Origin of the sequence: Rahnella rivi (assembly GCF_019049655.1) — a bacterium.
Classification (GTDB): Bacteria; Pseudomonadota; Gammaproteobacteria; order Enterobacterales; family Enterobacteriaceae; genus Rahnella; species Rahnella rivi.
Window position 1 is genome coordinate 49,158 of record NZ_JAFMOX010000050.1, and the last position, 16,818, is coordinate 65,975.

General features: G+C 53.3%; 16 protein-coding genes. 8 read left to right on the forward strand and 8 right to left on the reverse strand.

Annotation, left to right across the window (positions count from 1 at the left end; translation table 11 throughout):
* Positions 1-256: 256 nt before the first annotated feature.
* Positions 257-1,366, reverse strand: a complete 1,110-nt coding sequence (locus J1779_RS05880) for an HD-GYP domain-containing protein (RefSeq protein ID WP_217203094.1) — start codon at positions 1,364-1,366, stop codon at positions 257-259.
* Between the two features lie 311 nt (positions 1,367-1,677).
* Between J1779_RS05880 and J1779_RS05885 the strand changes: the two genes are divergently transcribed.
* From J1779_RS05885 to J1779_RS05895, 3 genes are all read left to right on the forward strand, one after another.
* Entirely contained in the window at positions 1,678-2,454 is a 777-nt protein-coding gene (locus J1779_RS05885) for a winged helix-turn-helix domain-containing protein (protein ID WP_217203096.1), read from the forward strand.
* Positions 2,451-2,942, forward strand: coding sequence for a FidL-like protein (locus J1779_RS05890; RefSeq protein WP_217203098.1), 492 nt, complete (start codon positions 2,451-2,453; stop codon positions 2,940-2,942). Before J1779_RS05885 ends, J1779_RS05890 begins: the two co-directional genes overlap by 4 nt.
* 197 nt (positions 2,943-3,139) lie before the next feature.
* Complete coding sequence (locus tag J1779_RS05895) at positions 3,140-3,706, forward strand: YfaZ family outer membrane protein (RefSeq protein ID WP_056780020.1); 567 nt, start codon at positions 3,140-3,142, stop codon at positions 3,704-3,706.
* Between the two features lie 144 nt (positions 3,707-3,850).
* On the opposite strand, the gene msrA is transcribed toward J1779_RS05895, so the two are convergent.
* From msrA to J1779_RS05915, 4 genes are all read right to left on the reverse strand, one after another.
* Positions 3,851-4,591 carry a peptide-methionine (S)-S-oxide reductase MsrA gene (gene msrA / locus J1779_RS05900; protein WP_217203099.1) on the reverse strand — a complete coding sequence of 247 codons (741 nt, stop codon included), beginning with the start codon at positions 4,589-4,591 and terminating at the stop codon, positions 3,851-3,853.
* Positions 4,592-4,609: 18 nt separating this feature from the next.
* A complete protein-coding gene (msrB, locus tag J1779_RS05905; protein WP_217203102.1) occupies positions 4,610-5,116 on the reverse strand; it encodes a peptide-methionine (R)-S-oxide reductase MsrB in 507 nt (168 codons plus the stop codon).
* Positions 5,117-5,348: 232 nt separating this feature from the next.
* Positions 5,349-7,388, reverse strand: a complete 2,040-nt coding sequence (locus J1779_RS05910) for a glycoside hydrolase family 31 protein (protein ID WP_217203104.1) — start codon at positions 7,386-7,388, stop codon at positions 5,349-5,351.
* Complete coding sequence (locus J1779_RS05915; protein WP_056780012.1) at positions 7,385-8,764, reverse strand: glycoside-pentoside-hexuronide (GPH):cation symporter; 1,380 nt, start codon at positions 8,762-8,764, stop codon at positions 7,385-7,387. The genes J1779_RS05910 and J1779_RS05915 overlap by 4 nt, the downstream gene beginning before the upstream one ends.
* A gap of 930 nt (positions 8,765-9,694) precedes the next feature.
* Here J1779_RS05915 and J1779_RS05920 point away from each other — a divergent pair.
* On the forward strand, positions 9,695-9,952 hold the full coding sequence (locus tag J1779_RS05920; protein ID WP_056780009.1) for a biofilm development regulator YmgB/AriR family protein: 258 nt from the start codon (positions 9,695-9,697) through the stop codon (positions 9,950-9,952).
* A gap of 69 nt (positions 9,953-10,021) precedes the next feature.
* Here J1779_RS05920 and J1779_RS05925 read toward each other — a convergent pair whose 3' ends face one another.
* Positions 10,022-10,879, reverse strand: a complete 858-nt coding sequence (locus J1779_RS05925) for an SDR family oxidoreductase (protein ID WP_217203106.1) — start codon at positions 10,877-10,879, stop codon at positions 10,022-10,024.
* Positions 10,880-10,999: 120 nt separating this feature from the next.
* On the opposite strand from J1779_RS05925, the gene J1779_RS05930 reads away from it, so the two are divergent.
* The 4 genes from J1779_RS05930 to J1779_RS05945 all read left to right on the forward strand — a co-directional run bounded on the left by J1779_RS05930 (position 11,000) and on the right by J1779_RS05945 (position 14,542).
* Positions 11,000-11,416 (forward strand): winged helix-turn-helix transcriptional regulator, encoded by a 417-nt coding sequence (locus J1779_RS05930; RefSeq protein WP_183849540.1) that lies wholly within the window; start codon positions 11,000-11,002, stop codon positions 11,414-11,416.
* A 112-nt stretch (positions 11,417-11,528) separates the two neighbouring features.
* Positions 11,529-12,089, forward strand: a complete 561-nt coding sequence (locus tag J1779_RS05935; RefSeq protein WP_217203108.1) for an antibiotic biosynthesis monooxygenase — start codon at positions 11,529-11,531, stop codon at positions 12,087-12,089.
* A 14-nt stretch (positions 12,090-12,103) separates the two neighbouring features.
* Positions 12,104-13,975: an amidohydrolase gene (locus tag J1779_RS05940; RefSeq protein ID WP_217203109.1), complete on the forward strand. Its 1,872-nt coding sequence runs from the start codon at positions 12,104-12,106 to the stop codon at positions 13,973-13,975.
* Between the two features lie 276 nt (positions 13,976-14,251).
* Positions 14,252-14,542 carry a YdgH/BhsA/McbA family protein gene (locus tag J1779_RS05945; protein WP_056779995.1) on the forward strand — a complete coding sequence of 97 codons (291 nt, stop codon included), beginning with the start codon at positions 14,252-14,254 and terminating at the stop codon, positions 14,540-14,542.
* 73 nt (positions 14,543-14,615) lie between these two features.
* On the opposite strand, the gene chbG is transcribed toward J1779_RS05945, so the two are convergent.
* The gene (gene chbG / locus J1779_RS05950) at positions 14,616-15,374 is read right to left on the reverse strand and encodes a chitin disaccharide deacetylase (protein ID WP_217203110.1); all 759 of its coding nucleotides are present in this window, start codon (positions 15,372-15,374) and stop codon (positions 14,616-14,618) included.
* A gap of 45 nt (positions 15,375-15,419) precedes the next feature.
* Complete coding sequence (locus J1779_RS05955; RefSeq protein ID WP_217203112.1) at positions 15,420-16,763, reverse strand: 6-phospho-beta-glucosidase; 1,344 nt, start codon at positions 16,761-16,763, stop codon at positions 15,420-15,422.
* Between the last annotated feature and the right edge of the window lie 55 nt (positions 16,764-16,818).

A 16,818-nucleotide genomic window follows, 5' to 3' on the forward strand; every position in this document is an offset into this window, starting at 1 on the left:
GACTGACAGTAAAAACATAAGGCTACACTGTGGGCGAATTGCTTCTCATTTAAATAACACCCGGACAGTAACATGAATATAACAGCCTATATCCGCCCGACAACGTGAATAGCCTTCGCTGTGCCAGATAACAGGATTCATTTACACCTTCATGTTAATAAGTGATTAAATAAAAACCATTTATTGATGAATAAATAACATCTACTCCTGAATGGTGAGCCATATTATCCGGTTGTTATGCGTTAACTGTGGAATATCAAAACACCGGCAATGCCTTCGCGTTAATATAGCTGGCAAGAGCCTCCACGATACCGGCGTCCAGACAGCCGGAATTTGCGCTTTCCTGCATGATCTTCATACTTTGTTCATGCGACAAAGCAGAGCGGTAACAACGGTTTTCACGCAGCGCGGCGTAATTGTCCGCCACGGCAATAATACGCGGACCTAAATCAAGCTGCGGTGAACGCAGATGAAACGGATAGCCGGAACCGTTTGGCCGCTCATGGTGGAAGCTGGCCATCTGCATGATGTCGTGCATACCGTCGATACGGGAAAGGATTTTACAGGTGAACTGTGGGTGTACTTTTATCTGCCTCATTTCGAATTCTGTCAGCGGCTGCTTTTTGCCAAGCAACGCGGCAGGCAGTGCCAGTTTACCTAAATCATGCAACATCGCTGCAATGCGGACACGGGTTATGCCTTTTTTCGAAAATCCGTACAACTCAGCCAGGGTGGCGCTGTAACCGGCAACGGAGAATGAATGCGCACACCCCTGATGACAGTGGCTGTCAATGACCTGCGCCAGCAGCGAAGACAGCGTTAATAACTCGTCATCATTAAGGTGATGGTCTGGCAGCGGCGACAGCGTTTGCAGGGTTTCGGGCAGTTTTACAGAAACATGGATTTTCCAGAACTCACTGTCCAGGCTCAGTTCACGCAGAGCAATCGCATCATCGAGGGAGTAGCGTGAGCCGATAGCATCACACAAAGTTTCGATAGCCTGCGCCGGGTAATAGCCGCGCGGATACTGGTTTAAGGTGAGTAAATCCAGCGAGTCGGCCAGATCCAGCAAACGGTTTTCCGGGTGATGGGGATTATCTCCGGTGATCAGATCTGCGCAGTCAGCCAGCAACGCCGTATTTTTAATCCGCGCGTGGCAGTCAACCGGGGAATGCCGCCCTCTTCCCATTTCGCGCAACAGTGCGGCGACAAACACGCGTCGTTGTGACAGTGGGCTAAGATGACGATGAAGGGCAATACTGAGCGCAATCCAGGCGCGGCGCGCACCGCGATTGCCCTTTTCCGGATCCAGAAGGTCAAGTGCAGCAGAAAAACCAAGCAGAAACTGAGTGAAGGTGGTGTACAAGAAAAACTCCCCTGCAGGGAGCGGTCAGGGTTTCAACCTCGTAAGCCTGCGGATAAATGAACGATACCTACAGGGAAACGTAATTTATCATGGCAGACAATTTAATTATAAAAGCATCGTATATATAGGTTTTTATCTCGCTAAAATTCAAATTTAAAGCGAATAAAATCAGATGTGTTATACCAAAATGATTCACCGTCAAAACATCCGCAGGGATGACCGGAGGAAGATCTGGCTTTTTCAACCCGGATCTCAGACGGAATTGTTTTTACACGTTTTACCAGGGCTTTACTGATATTAAACAGGGTCAGATGAAATATCTTATTGATAATACAATAGAATTTAATACCGATGACGGCACGCTGTTCTACCCCGCCAGCCAGGATGTGATCAGGTTAACCTTACCTGCCGCCCGTTTGCTGGAAGAGTTCCTGTCCTCCGGCGGGCATGAGCTGACGCGCGAGTATCTGCTGGAAAACGTCTGGGATAAGTATGGATTGCAGGCTTCAGGCAGCAATCTGAACCAGTACGTCAGCATTCTGCGGCGCAGCCTGGCAACCTTTGAATGCAACGAACTCATCATTACGCTGCCAAAAGTCGGCTTTAAACTGAATACTGCGGTGAACGTCACAGCGCTTCCTTCTGCGCCAGCAGAGAAGTTCGCCGTGATGACAGAGCCAGAAATCACGGCGGGTCGGCCACAACCGCCCGCGAGATCTCTGTGGCGAAAAGCGTTGCCCGGCCTGATATTTCTGCTGGCGGTCAGCGCGGGTGCTGCGCTGGTGTGGGAATACATTGATGCCACCAACGGCGTGACTGAAATCAGACGGCCTGAGATCGGCTGTGAAATCCTCTATCTGAAAGATATCCCCGCAGACGAAGAGACGCAGGTGGTTGCACAGGTGAGTCACGTGATGAAAGAGAATCATCTGACCTGTAACAACGAAAACATCATTATCTACAGCAGTGAGCTTTCCTCTTCTTCGAAAAATAATGCCAGAACCTTACTTTCCCTGTGTTCGACAGGTAAGAAGAAAGAAATTCTTTCCTGTGACAACTTCTATCATTACTCGTGGATCAGACCATGATCGTCATTAAGAAATCGAAATTCTATCTCGCCACTTTCGTCATTCTCGCGTCAGCCGCTGCCTTCCTGTTCTTTCCCGCCCGGGAGGCAATCGAGCCACTGAAATGCAAAGCGTTTGCCAGGGTTAAAATGGATATCGGCCAGGATCAGCTGATCTTCTCCGTGATAGAAAGCGTGCAGTTTTACGATAAAAATAAAGGCATTATTCAGTACGAGGGGGACGTCACATCCGCAGGGAAATCCACCTACCTCGCCCGCACGGTTTACCTCAGTCACGGCGTAAAAACCGACAAAAACACCTATCTTTTTACCGTCGACAAAGTGACAGCGTCACCTCTTAGCAATACCCCGGATTCCGACTTTAACCAGATGTGGCTGGAAAACAGCGGCGATAATGCCTCGATTGATATTGGCGTGAAGAAAATTCGCGACCAGGCATACGTGATCAGCAGTACCTATTCTCCGCAATTTGTCTGCGCAGCGTACTGATGCGGACGCGCCTAAACAGCATAAAAATATGCATGGTGATTAATTACCCCTATAAAAACCTATATGCGCGGTCATTTCAGATATAAATTGATGGGCAAGGTCGTCTGACGTTTCATACCCCCTGACAAAATGTCTTTCGACCTGCAAGCAGTTTCGGCGTTAGCCGCAGCTTGCTCATTACATAATTAGGTAAACAAATGCGTAGCAACAAAATTAAATCAGCCATCGCGGCAAGTGCTTTAGTGGTGATGATGGCGGCAGCCGGTCAGGCTCAGGCCCTTGAGCTGGGTGCCAAAGCAGGCAGTGATTTCACCGAACTGGATGTCGGCATGGGCCGTCAGACCTCCGGTTTATACCTCAGCGGAAACTGGGCTAAAGACACTAAAAATGGCCGTCAGGTTGGCGGTATTGGTGCAGGTTTTAATATTCCTGTTGGCCCGGCGATGATTAATCTGGGTGCAAAAAGCGTTTATTTGCAGGGCACCACATCTGATAACGAAGGCGTTGCGTTCCCGGTTGGCGGCGGTATCACGATCCCGTTCACTGACAGCCTGGCGTTTTACGGCGAAGGCTATGTCGCACCAGACGCGTTAAACAACAGTGTCAAAAGTTACATTGAAGCCGATGGCGGCCTGAGCTGGGTTCCGTTCCGTCCGCTGAAACTCAAAGCCGGTTATCGTTATGTCGGTATTGATGGCACGGCGGGTAATCCTAACGAACGCATTATCGACGGTGCGTATTTAGGTGCCGAGCTGGATTTCTGATTGAAGGGCGTAATACGTAAAACGTCCACGCCATGATCAGGCGAGCAGTCATTTTTTACTTCAAAGAATGACTGCTCTTGCCGTGAATACCGCTAACCCCGCCTTCCCCCTTTCTGAATCATGTCAGCCGCCATTCCGGTAGCGTCAATTCTTACTTTCAGGGTTCACCAGCACGGGCTGCTCGCGGTAATTCGCCGGGAACACCTGTTGCAGATCTTTAATTTTCGGCAGATCGTTCACCACAATGTACGGATAGTCCGGGTTATCGTTTAAGAAATTCTGGTGATAGGCTTCCGCCGGATAAAAGTGGGCGTTGTTTTCAATTTTTGTCACCATCGGTTCGCTGAAACTTTTGCTGGCATTGAGTTGTGCGATGTACGCTTTTGCTACTGCGGCCTGCGCGGCATTTAACGGAAACACCGCCGAGCGGTACTGACTGCCGGTGTCCGGCCCCTGACGGTTCAGCTGAGTCGGGTTATGTCCGACCGAAAAGAAGATATGCAGCAACTCGCCGTAGGTCACCTGTGTCGGGTCAAACGTCACTTTCACTGATTCGGCATGGCCGGTTTCACCGGTGCTGACTTCCTCGTAATTTGCCGTTCCTGCTGCCCCGCCGGCATATCCGGATACCGCGCTGGTGACGCCTTTCACATGCTGGAACACCCCCTGGATCCCCCAGAAACACCCGCCGGCAAACAGCGCGGTTTCGCTGTGCGATGTGGCTGCCGGTTCATCTTTTGCCGGGGCGGCGATCACCACGGCGGGCTCTGCTCCGCCCCATGACCAGGCGTTATTCTGAAACACAAACGCAGAGGCCAGCACCAGACCGGCGATCAGGCTGTAATTGCGTAACGACTTCACTCTTTTGTCGGTAATTTTCTTCATGGTGAATTTCCTGCCTGATTAAACGTTGGGGGTGAACGTCATTGCCAGCCCGTTCATGCAATAACGCAGGCCGGTCGGCTGCGGGCCGTCGTCGAAAACATGACCGAGATGCCCGCCGCAGCGGCGGCAATGGACTTCATCGCGCACCATGCCGAAGGAGGTATCCCGGCTGGTGAGCGCCGAATCTGGCAAGGGTTTCCAGAAACTCGGCCAGCCGGTGTGGCTGTCAAATTTGGTCGCTGAGGAGAAAAGAGGAAGATTGCAGCCCGCACAGGCAAATTCCCCCGCCCGGTGCTCGTTGTTCAGCGGGCTGGAATAAGGCCGCTCGGTGCCGGCTTCGCGCAAAATGCGGTACTGATCGTCGTTCAGGCGCTGATGCCACTGAGCATCCGTCAGCATGATGTCGAATTTAGCGGATTTCGCCTGCGCGTCGGCATTGCGGGAAAACAGTGACGGGATCAGCCCCATCACCGCAGCAGCCGATACCGCGCCACTGCCCAGCAAGAAATTACGTCTGTTGATCATTGTTGCCACCGTTGCGGTTGCTGTCGATGGCACCAGAGTACAGGGCGAGGGATTACGGAATCCTCGCGGAGAGTTAACAGTTTTGTGATAAGTCGGGGGCAGGAGGCCGCGGCATGGCGCGGCTTTCAGGTACAGATAGTGGAAGGTTTGGGTTTCTTCTCTGCGGTGATCCTCTGACGTTACACGCTGAGCGACCACCGCATTTGAGAAACCGAAACGGTTACAGTCCGGTTTACAGGATAGCCAGTGCAGTCGGGTCAGCACCTTCCCGCACAAATACCGGGATCTCACTCATCGGTGCGGCGACACTCACCGCCCTTCCTCCTTCATAGCGTTCGCCATTAAGCGCCACCCAGGTTTCTCCCGCCGGTAACCACACCTCGCGTTCGCGCTGGCCCGCATGCAAAATAGGCGCGACCAGAATATCGGCACCGAGCAGATACTGGTCTTCCACCTGCCAGCTTTCCGGCTGAGCGGGATACTGATAGAACATCGTGCGCATCGCCGGATCGCCGTTTTCGTGGGCTTGCTGCATGACGCGGCTGATGTACGGACGCAGCTTTTCACGCAGGAATAGCCCGCTTTTCATCAGGGCATAATTCTCTTCGCCATAGCTCCAGACTTCATTCGGCGCGCCGCTGTTGCACTGCGCGATGCCTTCACGCCAGGGTTCTGACGGCTGAATTTGCGGTTCGCGGTAGCCGTGCAGGCGCATCACCGGGCAGAACACGCCCCACTGGAACCAGCGGATCAGCAACTCCTGAAATGCCGGATCGTTGACGTTGCCGCCCTGAAAACCGCCGATGTCGGTCGTCCACCACGGAATACCCGCCAGCCCCATGTTCAGGCCAGCAGCAATCTGATTGCGCAGCGCATGGAAGGAAGAGTGGATGTCGCCGGACCACGCCAGCACGCCGTAACGCTGGCTGCCCGCCCAGGCGCAGCGCACCAGATTGACGATCTCGTTTTCGCCTTCCTGCTGCAATCCGTCGTAAAAACCCTGGGCGAATTTCTGCGGATAGATATTCCCCACTTCCAGCACCGGGCCAAGGTGATAGCGATAGTTATCAAAATCATACGCACGGTATTCCGGTTCGGCTTCATCCAGCCAGAAAGTGCGGATGCCCAGATCGAAATAATTTTGTTTCACTTTGTCCCAGACAAACTGTCGTGCGCCGGGATGCGTGGCATCGAAGAACGTACAGTTGCCGAGGAAATCCAGATTCACTGACACACCGCGATCGGTATTCACCAGATAACCTTTGGATTTCATCTCTTTATAGTTATCGGTGCGGCTGTCCACCGTCGGCCACACCGACACCATGGTTTCGATGCCGAGGGATTTAAGCTCTGCCACCATCGCTTTCGGATCCGGCCAGTCCACCGGATCAAAACACCAGGTGCCCTGATTCGGCCAGTGGAAGAAATCGATAACAATCACCGAAATCGGCAGATTGCGCCGCTTGTATTCACGCGCCACCTCCAGCACTTCCTGCTGGGTGCGGTAACGCAGTTTGCACTGCCAGAAACCGGTGGCGTATTCCGGCATGTGCGGCGCGGTACCGGTCGCGCGGCCATACTGGTGCAGGATGTCAGCGGGCGTATCACCGGCGGTTATCCAGTAATCCATCTGCTCGGTGACCTGCGCTTCCCAGCGGGTAATGTTCTTGCCGAACGTCGCCTCGCCAATCGCCGGGTTATTCCACAGCAAACCATAACCGAGGCTCGAGAGCATAAACGGCACGCTGGCCTGCGAGTTGCGCTGCGCCAGTTCCAGCGTGCAACCTTTGAGATCCAGACAACTCTGCTGATACTGCCCCATGCCGTAGATTTTCTCGTCCGGACGGGATTCAAAACGCACGGTGAGCTGATGTTTGCCGCCCGGAATGGCTTTGAATTCGCGCGCATCCATCTTCAGCGCGCTGATGTATTTATCCTGACTCTTCTCTGTCGCGCCGATCCCCACGGTCGAACGCTGACGCCAGAACTCTTCGAGGATAAGCTCGCCGCGCTGGTTATAAAACGCCAGTTGCCCTTTGATGTTCACCGTTGCCGTGATATTGCCGTTGCGCAGCGTGAGGGTTTCGGTGCCGTGGCGGATGTCAGCCTGTGGCTGTGTGGAGGGCGGCAACAGCGCCCACAGATGATCATTCAGCGCCGGACGGCAGGTGGCGCGCACGCGCAGACTGTTTTCGCCCCAGGGTTCAATCACCAGCGTTTGCTGATCGAAATGCCAGAGGATGCGGTTTTTTTCGGCGATTAATTCGCTCATGCGGACTCCTGTGTATGCAAGATGGCCTGACGTTCAGGCTCGCGTTCCTGAGAAATTTTGGACTGGTTGATCTGTTTCATGGTGGCGTCATTGAGCTTGTACCAGCGCATCGACAGCGCGCTGAACATCGACAACACGCCCGGCACCAGCGAGAACAGCGCAATAATCGACAGCATCGCGGCGGTATTTTGCTGGGCGGCATGCGGCACGTAACCGCTCATGCCGAGCGTCCAGCCGACCACCGCCCCGCTCACCGCCATCCCCATTTTGAGGATCGCCAGCAAGGTCGAGAACACGGTGCCGTCCATGCGTTTGCCCTGTTTGTATTCACCGTAATCCACCACGTCAGACATCATCACCCACATCAGCGTGGTCGTGACCTGATAGAAGGTGGACACCAGCAGCGTCATGCCCACCAGCAGGGAGATCCACGCCGGAACGAAGAAGATCGCCGCGCTCAGGATGCCGGTCACAATGGCGCAAAGCGTGAATGCCGTAAGCTTGCTGCGATTGCGGGTCAGCGGTTTGACCAGCAGGCTGCCGAGGCTTTTACCAATAATGTGCGCGGCCAGCAGCCACATAAAGTAGCTGGCGTTGCCGAGATAATAGGTGACGTAATACATCATCGCGCCGAGACGCACGACGCCGAAGGAGATGTTAAAGAAGATCAGCGCCGCGACCACGCGCCACTGGTCGTTACGCACTAAATCGCGCAGATCGGAGAGGAAATTTTCATGCGTCGGCGGTGCGCTGATACGTTCTTTGGTGTTGAGAAAACACAGCAGGAACATGACCACGGCCACCGAGGCCATGATGGCCATCGCGCCGAAATAACCGTCAAGCTTATTGCCGCCGCCCAGCATTTCCGCCAGCGGCATCATCAGGAAGGTGGACATCGCGCCGCCCAGGGTGGCGAGGAAAAAGCGATAGGATTGCAGGGAGATTCGCTGGGTATTATCCGGCGTAATGATCGCGCCCATCGAGCAATAAGGAATATTGATGGCGGTGTACATCAGCATCATCACGCAGTAGGTCACGCTGGCATACACCATTTTGCCGCCCAGCGTCAGGGATTCCGGCACGGCATACACCAGCAGGCAGCTGGCACCAAAAGGCAGTGCCAGCCAGAGAATATACGGGCGGAACTTACCAAATCGGGTCTGCGTGCGGTCGGCAATCAGCCCCATCGCGGGGTCAACAATCGCATCCGCGACGCGCGCCACCAGGAACATGGTGCCGACAAACACCGCCGGTAAACCCACCACGTCGGTGTAGTAAAAGGTTAAAAATATAATGACGTTATCCAGGCCAATATGGCTCGCCATATCCCCCAGACCGTAACTTACTTTCTCTTTGACGGATAATTTTCCACTCATAACTCGTTCTGCCTTTTGTCCGGTTAAACAAAAAAGTCAGTCCGTCCGCTGGGCTGAAGAACTGTTATAGAGAGGTTAAATGCCGGTCACAATTGCGAGATGTTGTAAATTTCTTACGATATTTAGCTTCTGTGATACCGGTAACATCGTGGGGAAAGGATGTATGGATGGGTAGGTTTCGGTTTCTCAGGTGCGGTGATCGCTTAACATTTTGCGCCGAAACCGACCAAAAGAGGCCAGGACGGGCCTCTCTTGGATCTCTCGCGTCTTTAAACTGCGCGCTGTCGCTCGCGGGCTATGTTTCAGGGGCTTTCGCTATTGCCGCAAATCCCGCCGCTGCGCGGTGCCCTCCGGTCGGGTTACAACCCGCGCACACTGACGCGCGGTTTTCCACCGCGCCTCCGGCGTGATTCTTGAGCGCGGCCAGTGGCAGTATTGCGTTCTCATTCGTGTGGCAGCGCAGTGAGTGAAGTGCTCACCGCATTTAAGAAACCGAGACTCACTCAGTCCCGTGGTGAAAAACACTACTCACCTGATCATTACAAAATGAACTAACTCAATCTGTGAATGTATCGATCGTTAATCACACAGTACTATTCGTGCTGTTTTTGATTGCTAGCAACCGGTTATTAAGATATTTCTCACCCAAAACTGTACAAATCTGCAATCTTTGTATAACTTCTTTACACCCCTGCTTTATCATTAGTCCGTCATTTACGGGCATATTCAGCCTGGTTTTTGGAGGAGAATGTGGATTTCCCCTCCTCCAAAAACTTTTTTTTAATGCTGGCCTTTTTCTTTTGCAAAAAAGGCATGGGATGAAACAGGGAAACGAATTGTGAAGCATTGCTAAACAATACTATGTTTTCTCACTCGCAACAGACACTTCTCATGTCATGATTTACCATGCGAAGTATTAAGGAGGTCTATATGCAACTCGAAGAAGAACAAACAGTTACTGAAATCAGCGAATACTTCAAACCGCAGGAATCCCAGACCTTAAGTGAAGTGGAAATTTTGGGCAGAGTGGTGTCCAGCCTGTTGTGCAGCCGCTTCCCGGTAAGCAATAAAGCCATCATCGAAGGTTTGATCCGCCAGATCGAAATCGATTCCAACATCAGTAATCAGCAGGCCTGTCGCAATCTGCTTGAGCTGGTCTTGTTATCCACGCAGGATGATGTGATTTAAATAAAAATACGGCCTGTTAAGCGATGCTAACAGGCCGTAAACTTTATGATAACAAACCGCGGTCGCGCCTCAGAGAGACTTCAGCGTCGCAGCAATCACCTCTTTCGCAGACGTTGTCGGGCGACCAATCAGTTTGCTCAATGTATGTGAATCATCAAACAGCCCGCCCTGCGCTGCGCCTGCATCAGAATCTGCCAGCATCTCCGCCAGCCAGTCCGGCAAACCTGCACCGGTCAGTGCTTTTGCGAAATCCGCCTGGGTCATGTTGATGTAATCCACTTTTTTACCTGACAGTTGCGCGATCTGCGCGGTAAATTCTGCCAGCGTGTAAGCCTCATCTCCCGCCAGTTCGTATACTTTGCCCGCCTGATTATCCAGGCTCAGCACCGTTGCTGCCGCTTCGGCGTAATCTTCACGCGCTGCCGAGGAGATACGGCCTTCACCCACCGCACCAATAAAGGCATTGTGCGCCAGCGCCGGGGCGATGCTCGCCGCGTAGTTTTCCGTGTACCAGCCATTACGCAACAGCACGAAGGGAACGCCTGATTCACTTAAAGCTTTTTCGGTCGCGCGGTGTTCTACGCCAAGCCCCAGCGGGCTTTTGTCTGCGTGCAGCAGGCTGGTGTAGGCCAGCAGTTTTACGCCTGCGCGTTTTGCCGCATCAATCACTGCGCCGTGCTGCGCTTCGCGCTGACCGACTTCACTCGAAGAAATCAGCAGCACTTTTTCAACACCTTTGAACGCGCTGTCCAGCGTCGCTGGCTGGCTGTAATCGGCCTGACGTAACTCCACGCCCAGCTCCGCCAGATCTTTGGCTTTTTCCGGGCTGCGCACGGCGGCAATAATCTGATTCGCCGGGACTTTCTTCAACAATGCAGCGATAACGAGGCGGCCTAACTGGCCGGTGGCACCGGTAATTGCGATCATGTTGTTTCTCCAAAAAGTGTAAGACACGAGATTTATGTTCTGAAGGGCGCGAAATGCGTCGCCGTTGAAACATCCTATGCGATATACTTTCTTTTGGTAAGTACGCACTAAAAGGTAAGTATGAAAATAATATCGTCCGATAAGTCGGCTGACGCATTACCGCTCACGGAGCAAATCCGGCGTGGCGAGGTGCTCGATCCTAATTGCCCGTCACGGGAGATTTTGCGTCATATCACCAGCCGCTGGGGATTACTGGTGCTGATCGCCCTGAGCGAAGAGACACTGCGCTTTAGCGAACTGCGCCGCAAAGTGGGTGGCGTCAGTGAAAAGATGCTGGCCCAGACCTTACAGGCATTTGAAGAAGATGGCTTTATTGACCGCCGCTCTTATCCGGTGGTGCCGCCGCATGTGGAGTACCGGCTGACGCCGCTGGGTATCGAAGTCAAAGACCAGATTGCCGGGCTGGCTAACTGGCTGGAATCAAATCTGCATCGCGTGATGAAGCAGCGCAATCTGCGCGTGGTGGGCGAGGAATGATTCACAAAAAAATTTGATAAGAACCCCAAAATTCTCGCCTATCATTGCTCCGTTCCGGCAACTAACATCATTTCATTGATTCGTTAAATTCTTTAATTCAATGAGGTGATGTATGCCGCAGTCCCATCAGCAACATGTAACACTCGTCATTACTCACAGGATCGCACCCGCCAGCGAAGCACGCTATGAAGCCTGGTTGAATAAAATTATGCCGCAGGCCGGCAGCTTTACCGGGCATCTGGGCGTGAATGTGATCCGCCCGAGCCGCAGCGGCGATCCTTACACCATTCTGGTGCGCTTCGATACGCTGGAAAATCTCAACGCCTGGCATAATTCTGAGTTGCGTAAAGAGCTGGTAAAAGAAGTCAGCCCGCTTTTACTGCAAAACGACAATACCGAAGTGCGCCCCGGTGCCGAATTCTGGTTCACACCGCCCGCCGCCAACGTCCGCCCCCCTGCCCGCTGGAAACAATATCTGCTGACCCTGCTGGTCATTTACCCGTCGACCCACATTGTGCCCTGGTTCTGGGGGCAGATTTTACCGCACCTCAAAGGCACCGAAGTCGGCCATATCCTGAATGACGCTTCCGTTGTCGGGCTGGTGGTTTTCCTGTGGATGCCCGTTATCACCCGAGTTTTTCATTCATGGCTGACGCGCACTTCCGCGCAATGACAGGAGCTTTCCCAATGAACAGTTTCGCATCCCTGATCCTGATAAATGGACAATTCCACACCGTCGATCGTGAAAAACCACGGGCGAACGCGGTGGCGATAAAAGACGGTAAATTTCTGGCCGTCGGTACTGAAAATGAAGTGATGCAGTTTGCCGATGCGCAGACGGAGGTTGTGGACTTAAAGGGGCACACGGCGGTCCCTGGCCTCAATGACTCGCACCTGCACCTGATCCGTGGAGGGCTGAATTACAATCTGGAGCTGCGCTGGGAAGGTGTTCCGTCGCTGGCGGATGCGCTGCGAATGCTGAAAGATCAGGCAATGCGCACACCCAGCCCGCAGTGGGTTCGCGTGGTCGGTGGCTGGACGGAATTTCAGTTCGCCGAACGGCGGATGCCGACGCTGGATGAAATCAATCAGGCCGCGCCCGACACGCCAGTCTTTATTCTGCATTTATATGACCGTGCCCTGCTCAACCGCGCGGCGCTGAAGGTGGTCGGTTACACCAAAGACACGCCCAATCCGCCGGGCGGTGAAATTCAGCGCGACAGCAATGGCAATCCGACCGGGATGCTCATCGCCAAACCGAACGCCATGATTTTGTATTCCACGCTGGCAAAAGGGCCAAAACTGCCGCTGGAGCAACAGGTGAATTCCACACGTCAGTTTATGCGCGAGCTAAACCGCCTCGGGCTGACCAGTGCCATTGATGCGGGCGGCGGCTTCCAGAATTATCCCGAGGATTATCAGATCATTGATGAGCTTCATCAGAAAAAACAGCTGACGATCCGCATCGCCTACAACCTGTTCACCCAGCGCCCGCAGCATGAGCTGGAAGATTTCGAACTGTGGACCGACATGCTGAAACCCGGCCAGGGCACCGACTTTTATCGCCATAACGGCGCGGGCGAAATGCTGGTGTTTTCCGCCGCAGACTTTGAAGATTTCCTGCAACCGCGCCCGGATTTACCACCGGGGACTGAAATTGAACTTGAGCGCGTGGTGCGCCATCTGGTGGAACACCGCTGGCCCTTCCGGCTGCACGCCACCTATGACGAGTCGATCAGCCGGATGCTGGACGTATTTGAAAAAGTGAACCACGACATTCCGTTCAACGGTTTGCACTGGTTCTTCGACCATGCGGAAACCATTACTGAACGCAATATCGAACGCGTTAAAGCGCTGGGCGGCGGCATTGCGGTGCAACATCGCATGGCGTTTCAGGGTGAATATTTTGCAGAGCGCTACGGCGCTGAAGCCACAAAACATACGCCGCCGGTGGCGAAAATGCTCTCTGCCGGATTACCCGTCGGGCTGGGCACGGACGCCACCCGCGTTGCCAGTTACAATCCGTGGACCGCGCTGTACTGGCTGGTGTCCGGCCGTACCGTTGGCGGCATGGCAATGTATGACGACGATGCGCGAATCGACCGCGAAACGGCGCTGATGCTGTGGACTCAGGGCAGCGCCTGGTTCTCCAGCGAACAGGGTAAAAAGGGGCAGATTAAAGCCGGGCAGCTGGCCGATCTGGCCGTTTTATCGGAAGATTTCTTCAGTGTTGCGGAAGAGCGCATCAAAGGCATTGAATCGGTACTGACCATGGTCGATGGTAAAGTGGTTTACGCGGCAGGAAGTTTCTTGCCGCTCTCGCCACCGGCGATCCCGGTATTGCCGGACTGGTCGCCGGTCACCCGTGTGCCGGGGCATTACCGTTCTGCTCCGCCAGAAGGGGCGGCACGGGTCGGGCAGATCCGGCAGATGCATCAGTGCGTCGGGCCATGCGGTGTGCATAAGCACAGCCATGACCTTGCCCGCGGGGCCGATGTTCCGGTATCCGATGACAACGCCTTCTGGGGCGCACTCGGCTGCTCCTGTTTCTCGTTCTGATCGTTTCTCCGTGATGTAAAAAAGCCCGCAGTTCATTTGAATTGCGGGCTTTGCGGTTCCCCTTTTCCCGGCCTGTTGTTTCTCTCGTCGCAATAAACAGACATACCGGTGCGGGCGCAGGATGTTTTCATACTCATCCTTGTGATCCGTTCTGACGGCAAAAGCCTCCCCGGCTTTGTGCCGTAAAAATCCGTGCATGTTTTGGTGACAGGTGAAAATCCGGTCTAAACTAAATCAGCGTGAAGCAAACTCTTACCTCTAAAAAGGATGATGTAAATGAAAAAAATCATTTTAGCTGCCTCTCTGCTTATCACTGCCTTTTCATTCAGTGCATTAGCAGCTGACCAAGTCTCTAAAGAAGAGGTCACTCACTTCAAACTGGTAAAAATTGGCAACGTCACCGTGTCGCAAAGTGGCGGGCAGGTAGGTTCTCCAAGTGAATTGCACGAAGAGCTTTCCAAGTTAGCGGATGAGAAAGGGGGTAAGTATTACCATATCATTGCAGCAGGGCAGAAAGGCCCAAACTTTGAAGCCATCGCCACTGTCTATAAAGACGCGGATAAATAATCACGCGTGATTAACCCGCAAAAAGGCCGCCGTGAGCAATATGCCCGCGGCGGCCTTTGTGTTTTTACAGGGCTTATAAATCCTTAAATGATCCCAGCCGGAACCCGCGCTGAGTAATCGCGGATTTAAGCGACGCAGATGTCAATACATCCAGCTCTGCCAGCCTCGGGTAACAATATTTACTGGCCAGAAGCGTGTTATCGATAAACGAAGGGTGCGTCATGATCTCAACGGAACGGTCGCCGCGCTGTGTGGCGTTGTCCAGCGTTTGCAGAAACAGCGCTTCTGAAATCGCCTCTCCGTAAAACGTGCTGTCGAAACCGTCTGTACTCTTCGCGCCGCGCAGAGGAATGTCCGCTTTGCGGATTTCGTCGCGGTCAATGCGCAGCGGCACGCCCTTCTGTTTCGCAAACGCCTCCACTATCGGGAAAATCTGCGGGAACATGTGCACGTGATGATGGCTGTCGATATGCACCGGCGCTTTGCCAAACACGTCGATAAAGCGCGCGAACTGACATTCCAGTTCATGCGCGATTTCATGAAGCGGCAGCGTTCCGGCCTCCGCCATTTCCCAGATCCATTTGCCTAGTTCACCGTTTCGGACCAAACCTGGCATGGGTGAAAGCGGTTTTCCCAGCGTCAGGACAAAATGCATCCCGACGGCAAGCTGCGGGTGGGATGCGCTTAATACGGCGGCATGTTCCGCCGCCGCCATCGTGACCATCGCCGTAGTCGATCGCACAACGCCGTTATTGCATGCCTCGATAATGCCGTAGTTTTGCGCCTTGCAAAGTCCGAAATCATCGGCATTCACAATCAGTAATTTATCCATGATTTTCCCTTTTGCATCGCCTTCCCGCACCGGGAAGGAGGCGGGTTATTTCAGTGCGGCAATCGTTTCTGCAAAGTTTGGCAGCAGCGCCTCATGCGCCAGCAACATTTCCCGCGCCAGCACTTCGGCATCTTTATCTGAATGGATCAGCGGGCTGAGGTTCAGCGCCAGCAGCACATCATTAAATTTGCCGCTCAGTGCCGCTTCGCTGGCCGCGATTTCAAAGCCTTTAATGGTGTGGATCAGCCCGAGGACTTTATCGTCGAAATGCGTCAGACGCGGATGCGGTGTCGCGCCGTCGCGCCCGATGGTGCAGGTCATTTCGATTGCCCACTCCGCCGGAATATTATCAATGTGCCCGTTGTGCGGGAAATTGACGTACTGCTCGGTTTGCTTATCGTTATAAATCGCGCTGATCACTTCGCAGGCCGCATCGGAATAGTACGCCCCGCCCCGCAACTCCAGCTCTTTAGGTTTGACGCTCAGCTCAGGATCTTTATAGAGATCGAACAACTGCTTCTCAACTTTTTGCACCACGGATGCGCGCGCCCCGCCTTTGTAGAATTCACCCATTTCAATCGCCAGCATCTCTTTCTGCTTGAAGTAATACAGCAGGTAAGAGCACGGCAGCAGGTTGAGCGAGCGGATCAGGCCTTCGCTGAAAGGTAAATCAAAGATGTTTTTCACCGAGCCGGCGGTAAGCGTGCCGGAGGCTACGCCGTCGAGCAGTTCAGCAAAGCGTGATTCACCGTTAACAATCACATCTTTGATAAACACCATATGGTTCAGGCCGAAAAGATCGATAGACAACGCGTCCTGTGGAGTCAGTTTCAGCACATCCTGAATGAACATTTTCATGCCGACAGGAATATTGCACACGCCAATGAATTTCTTGAACTGAGTGTGACGGAAGACGGCTTCCGTGACCATTCCCGCCGGGTTGGTGAAGTTAATGACCCAGGCGTTCGGGCAAATCTCTTCGACGTCTTTGATGATGTCGAAAATGACCGGGATGGTGCGCAGGCCTTTGAATAAACCGCCTGCGCCGTTAGTTTCCTGCCCCAGATACCCATGGCTCAGCGGGATACGCTCATCAAGCTCGCGCGCCTTTAACTGACCGACACGCAATTGCGTGGTAACGAAATCCGCATTTTCCAGCGCTTCACGGCGGTTGAGGGTTTTGTGGATCGCAATCGGCACACCGGCGCGTTTCACCATGCGCACACAGAGATCAAAAATAATATCCTGCTTCTCTTTTCCGGCCTCGACATCCACCAGCCATAATTCAGAAATCGGTAATTCGTCGTAACGTTTAATAAAGCCTTCAAGTAATTCCGGGGTATAGCTGCTCCCGCCACCAATGGTGACGACTTTCAGTTTTTTGCTCATAGGGACTCCCGTGCAAGTGATTGCACTGCAAATTTAAACAGAAATATAAAATAAA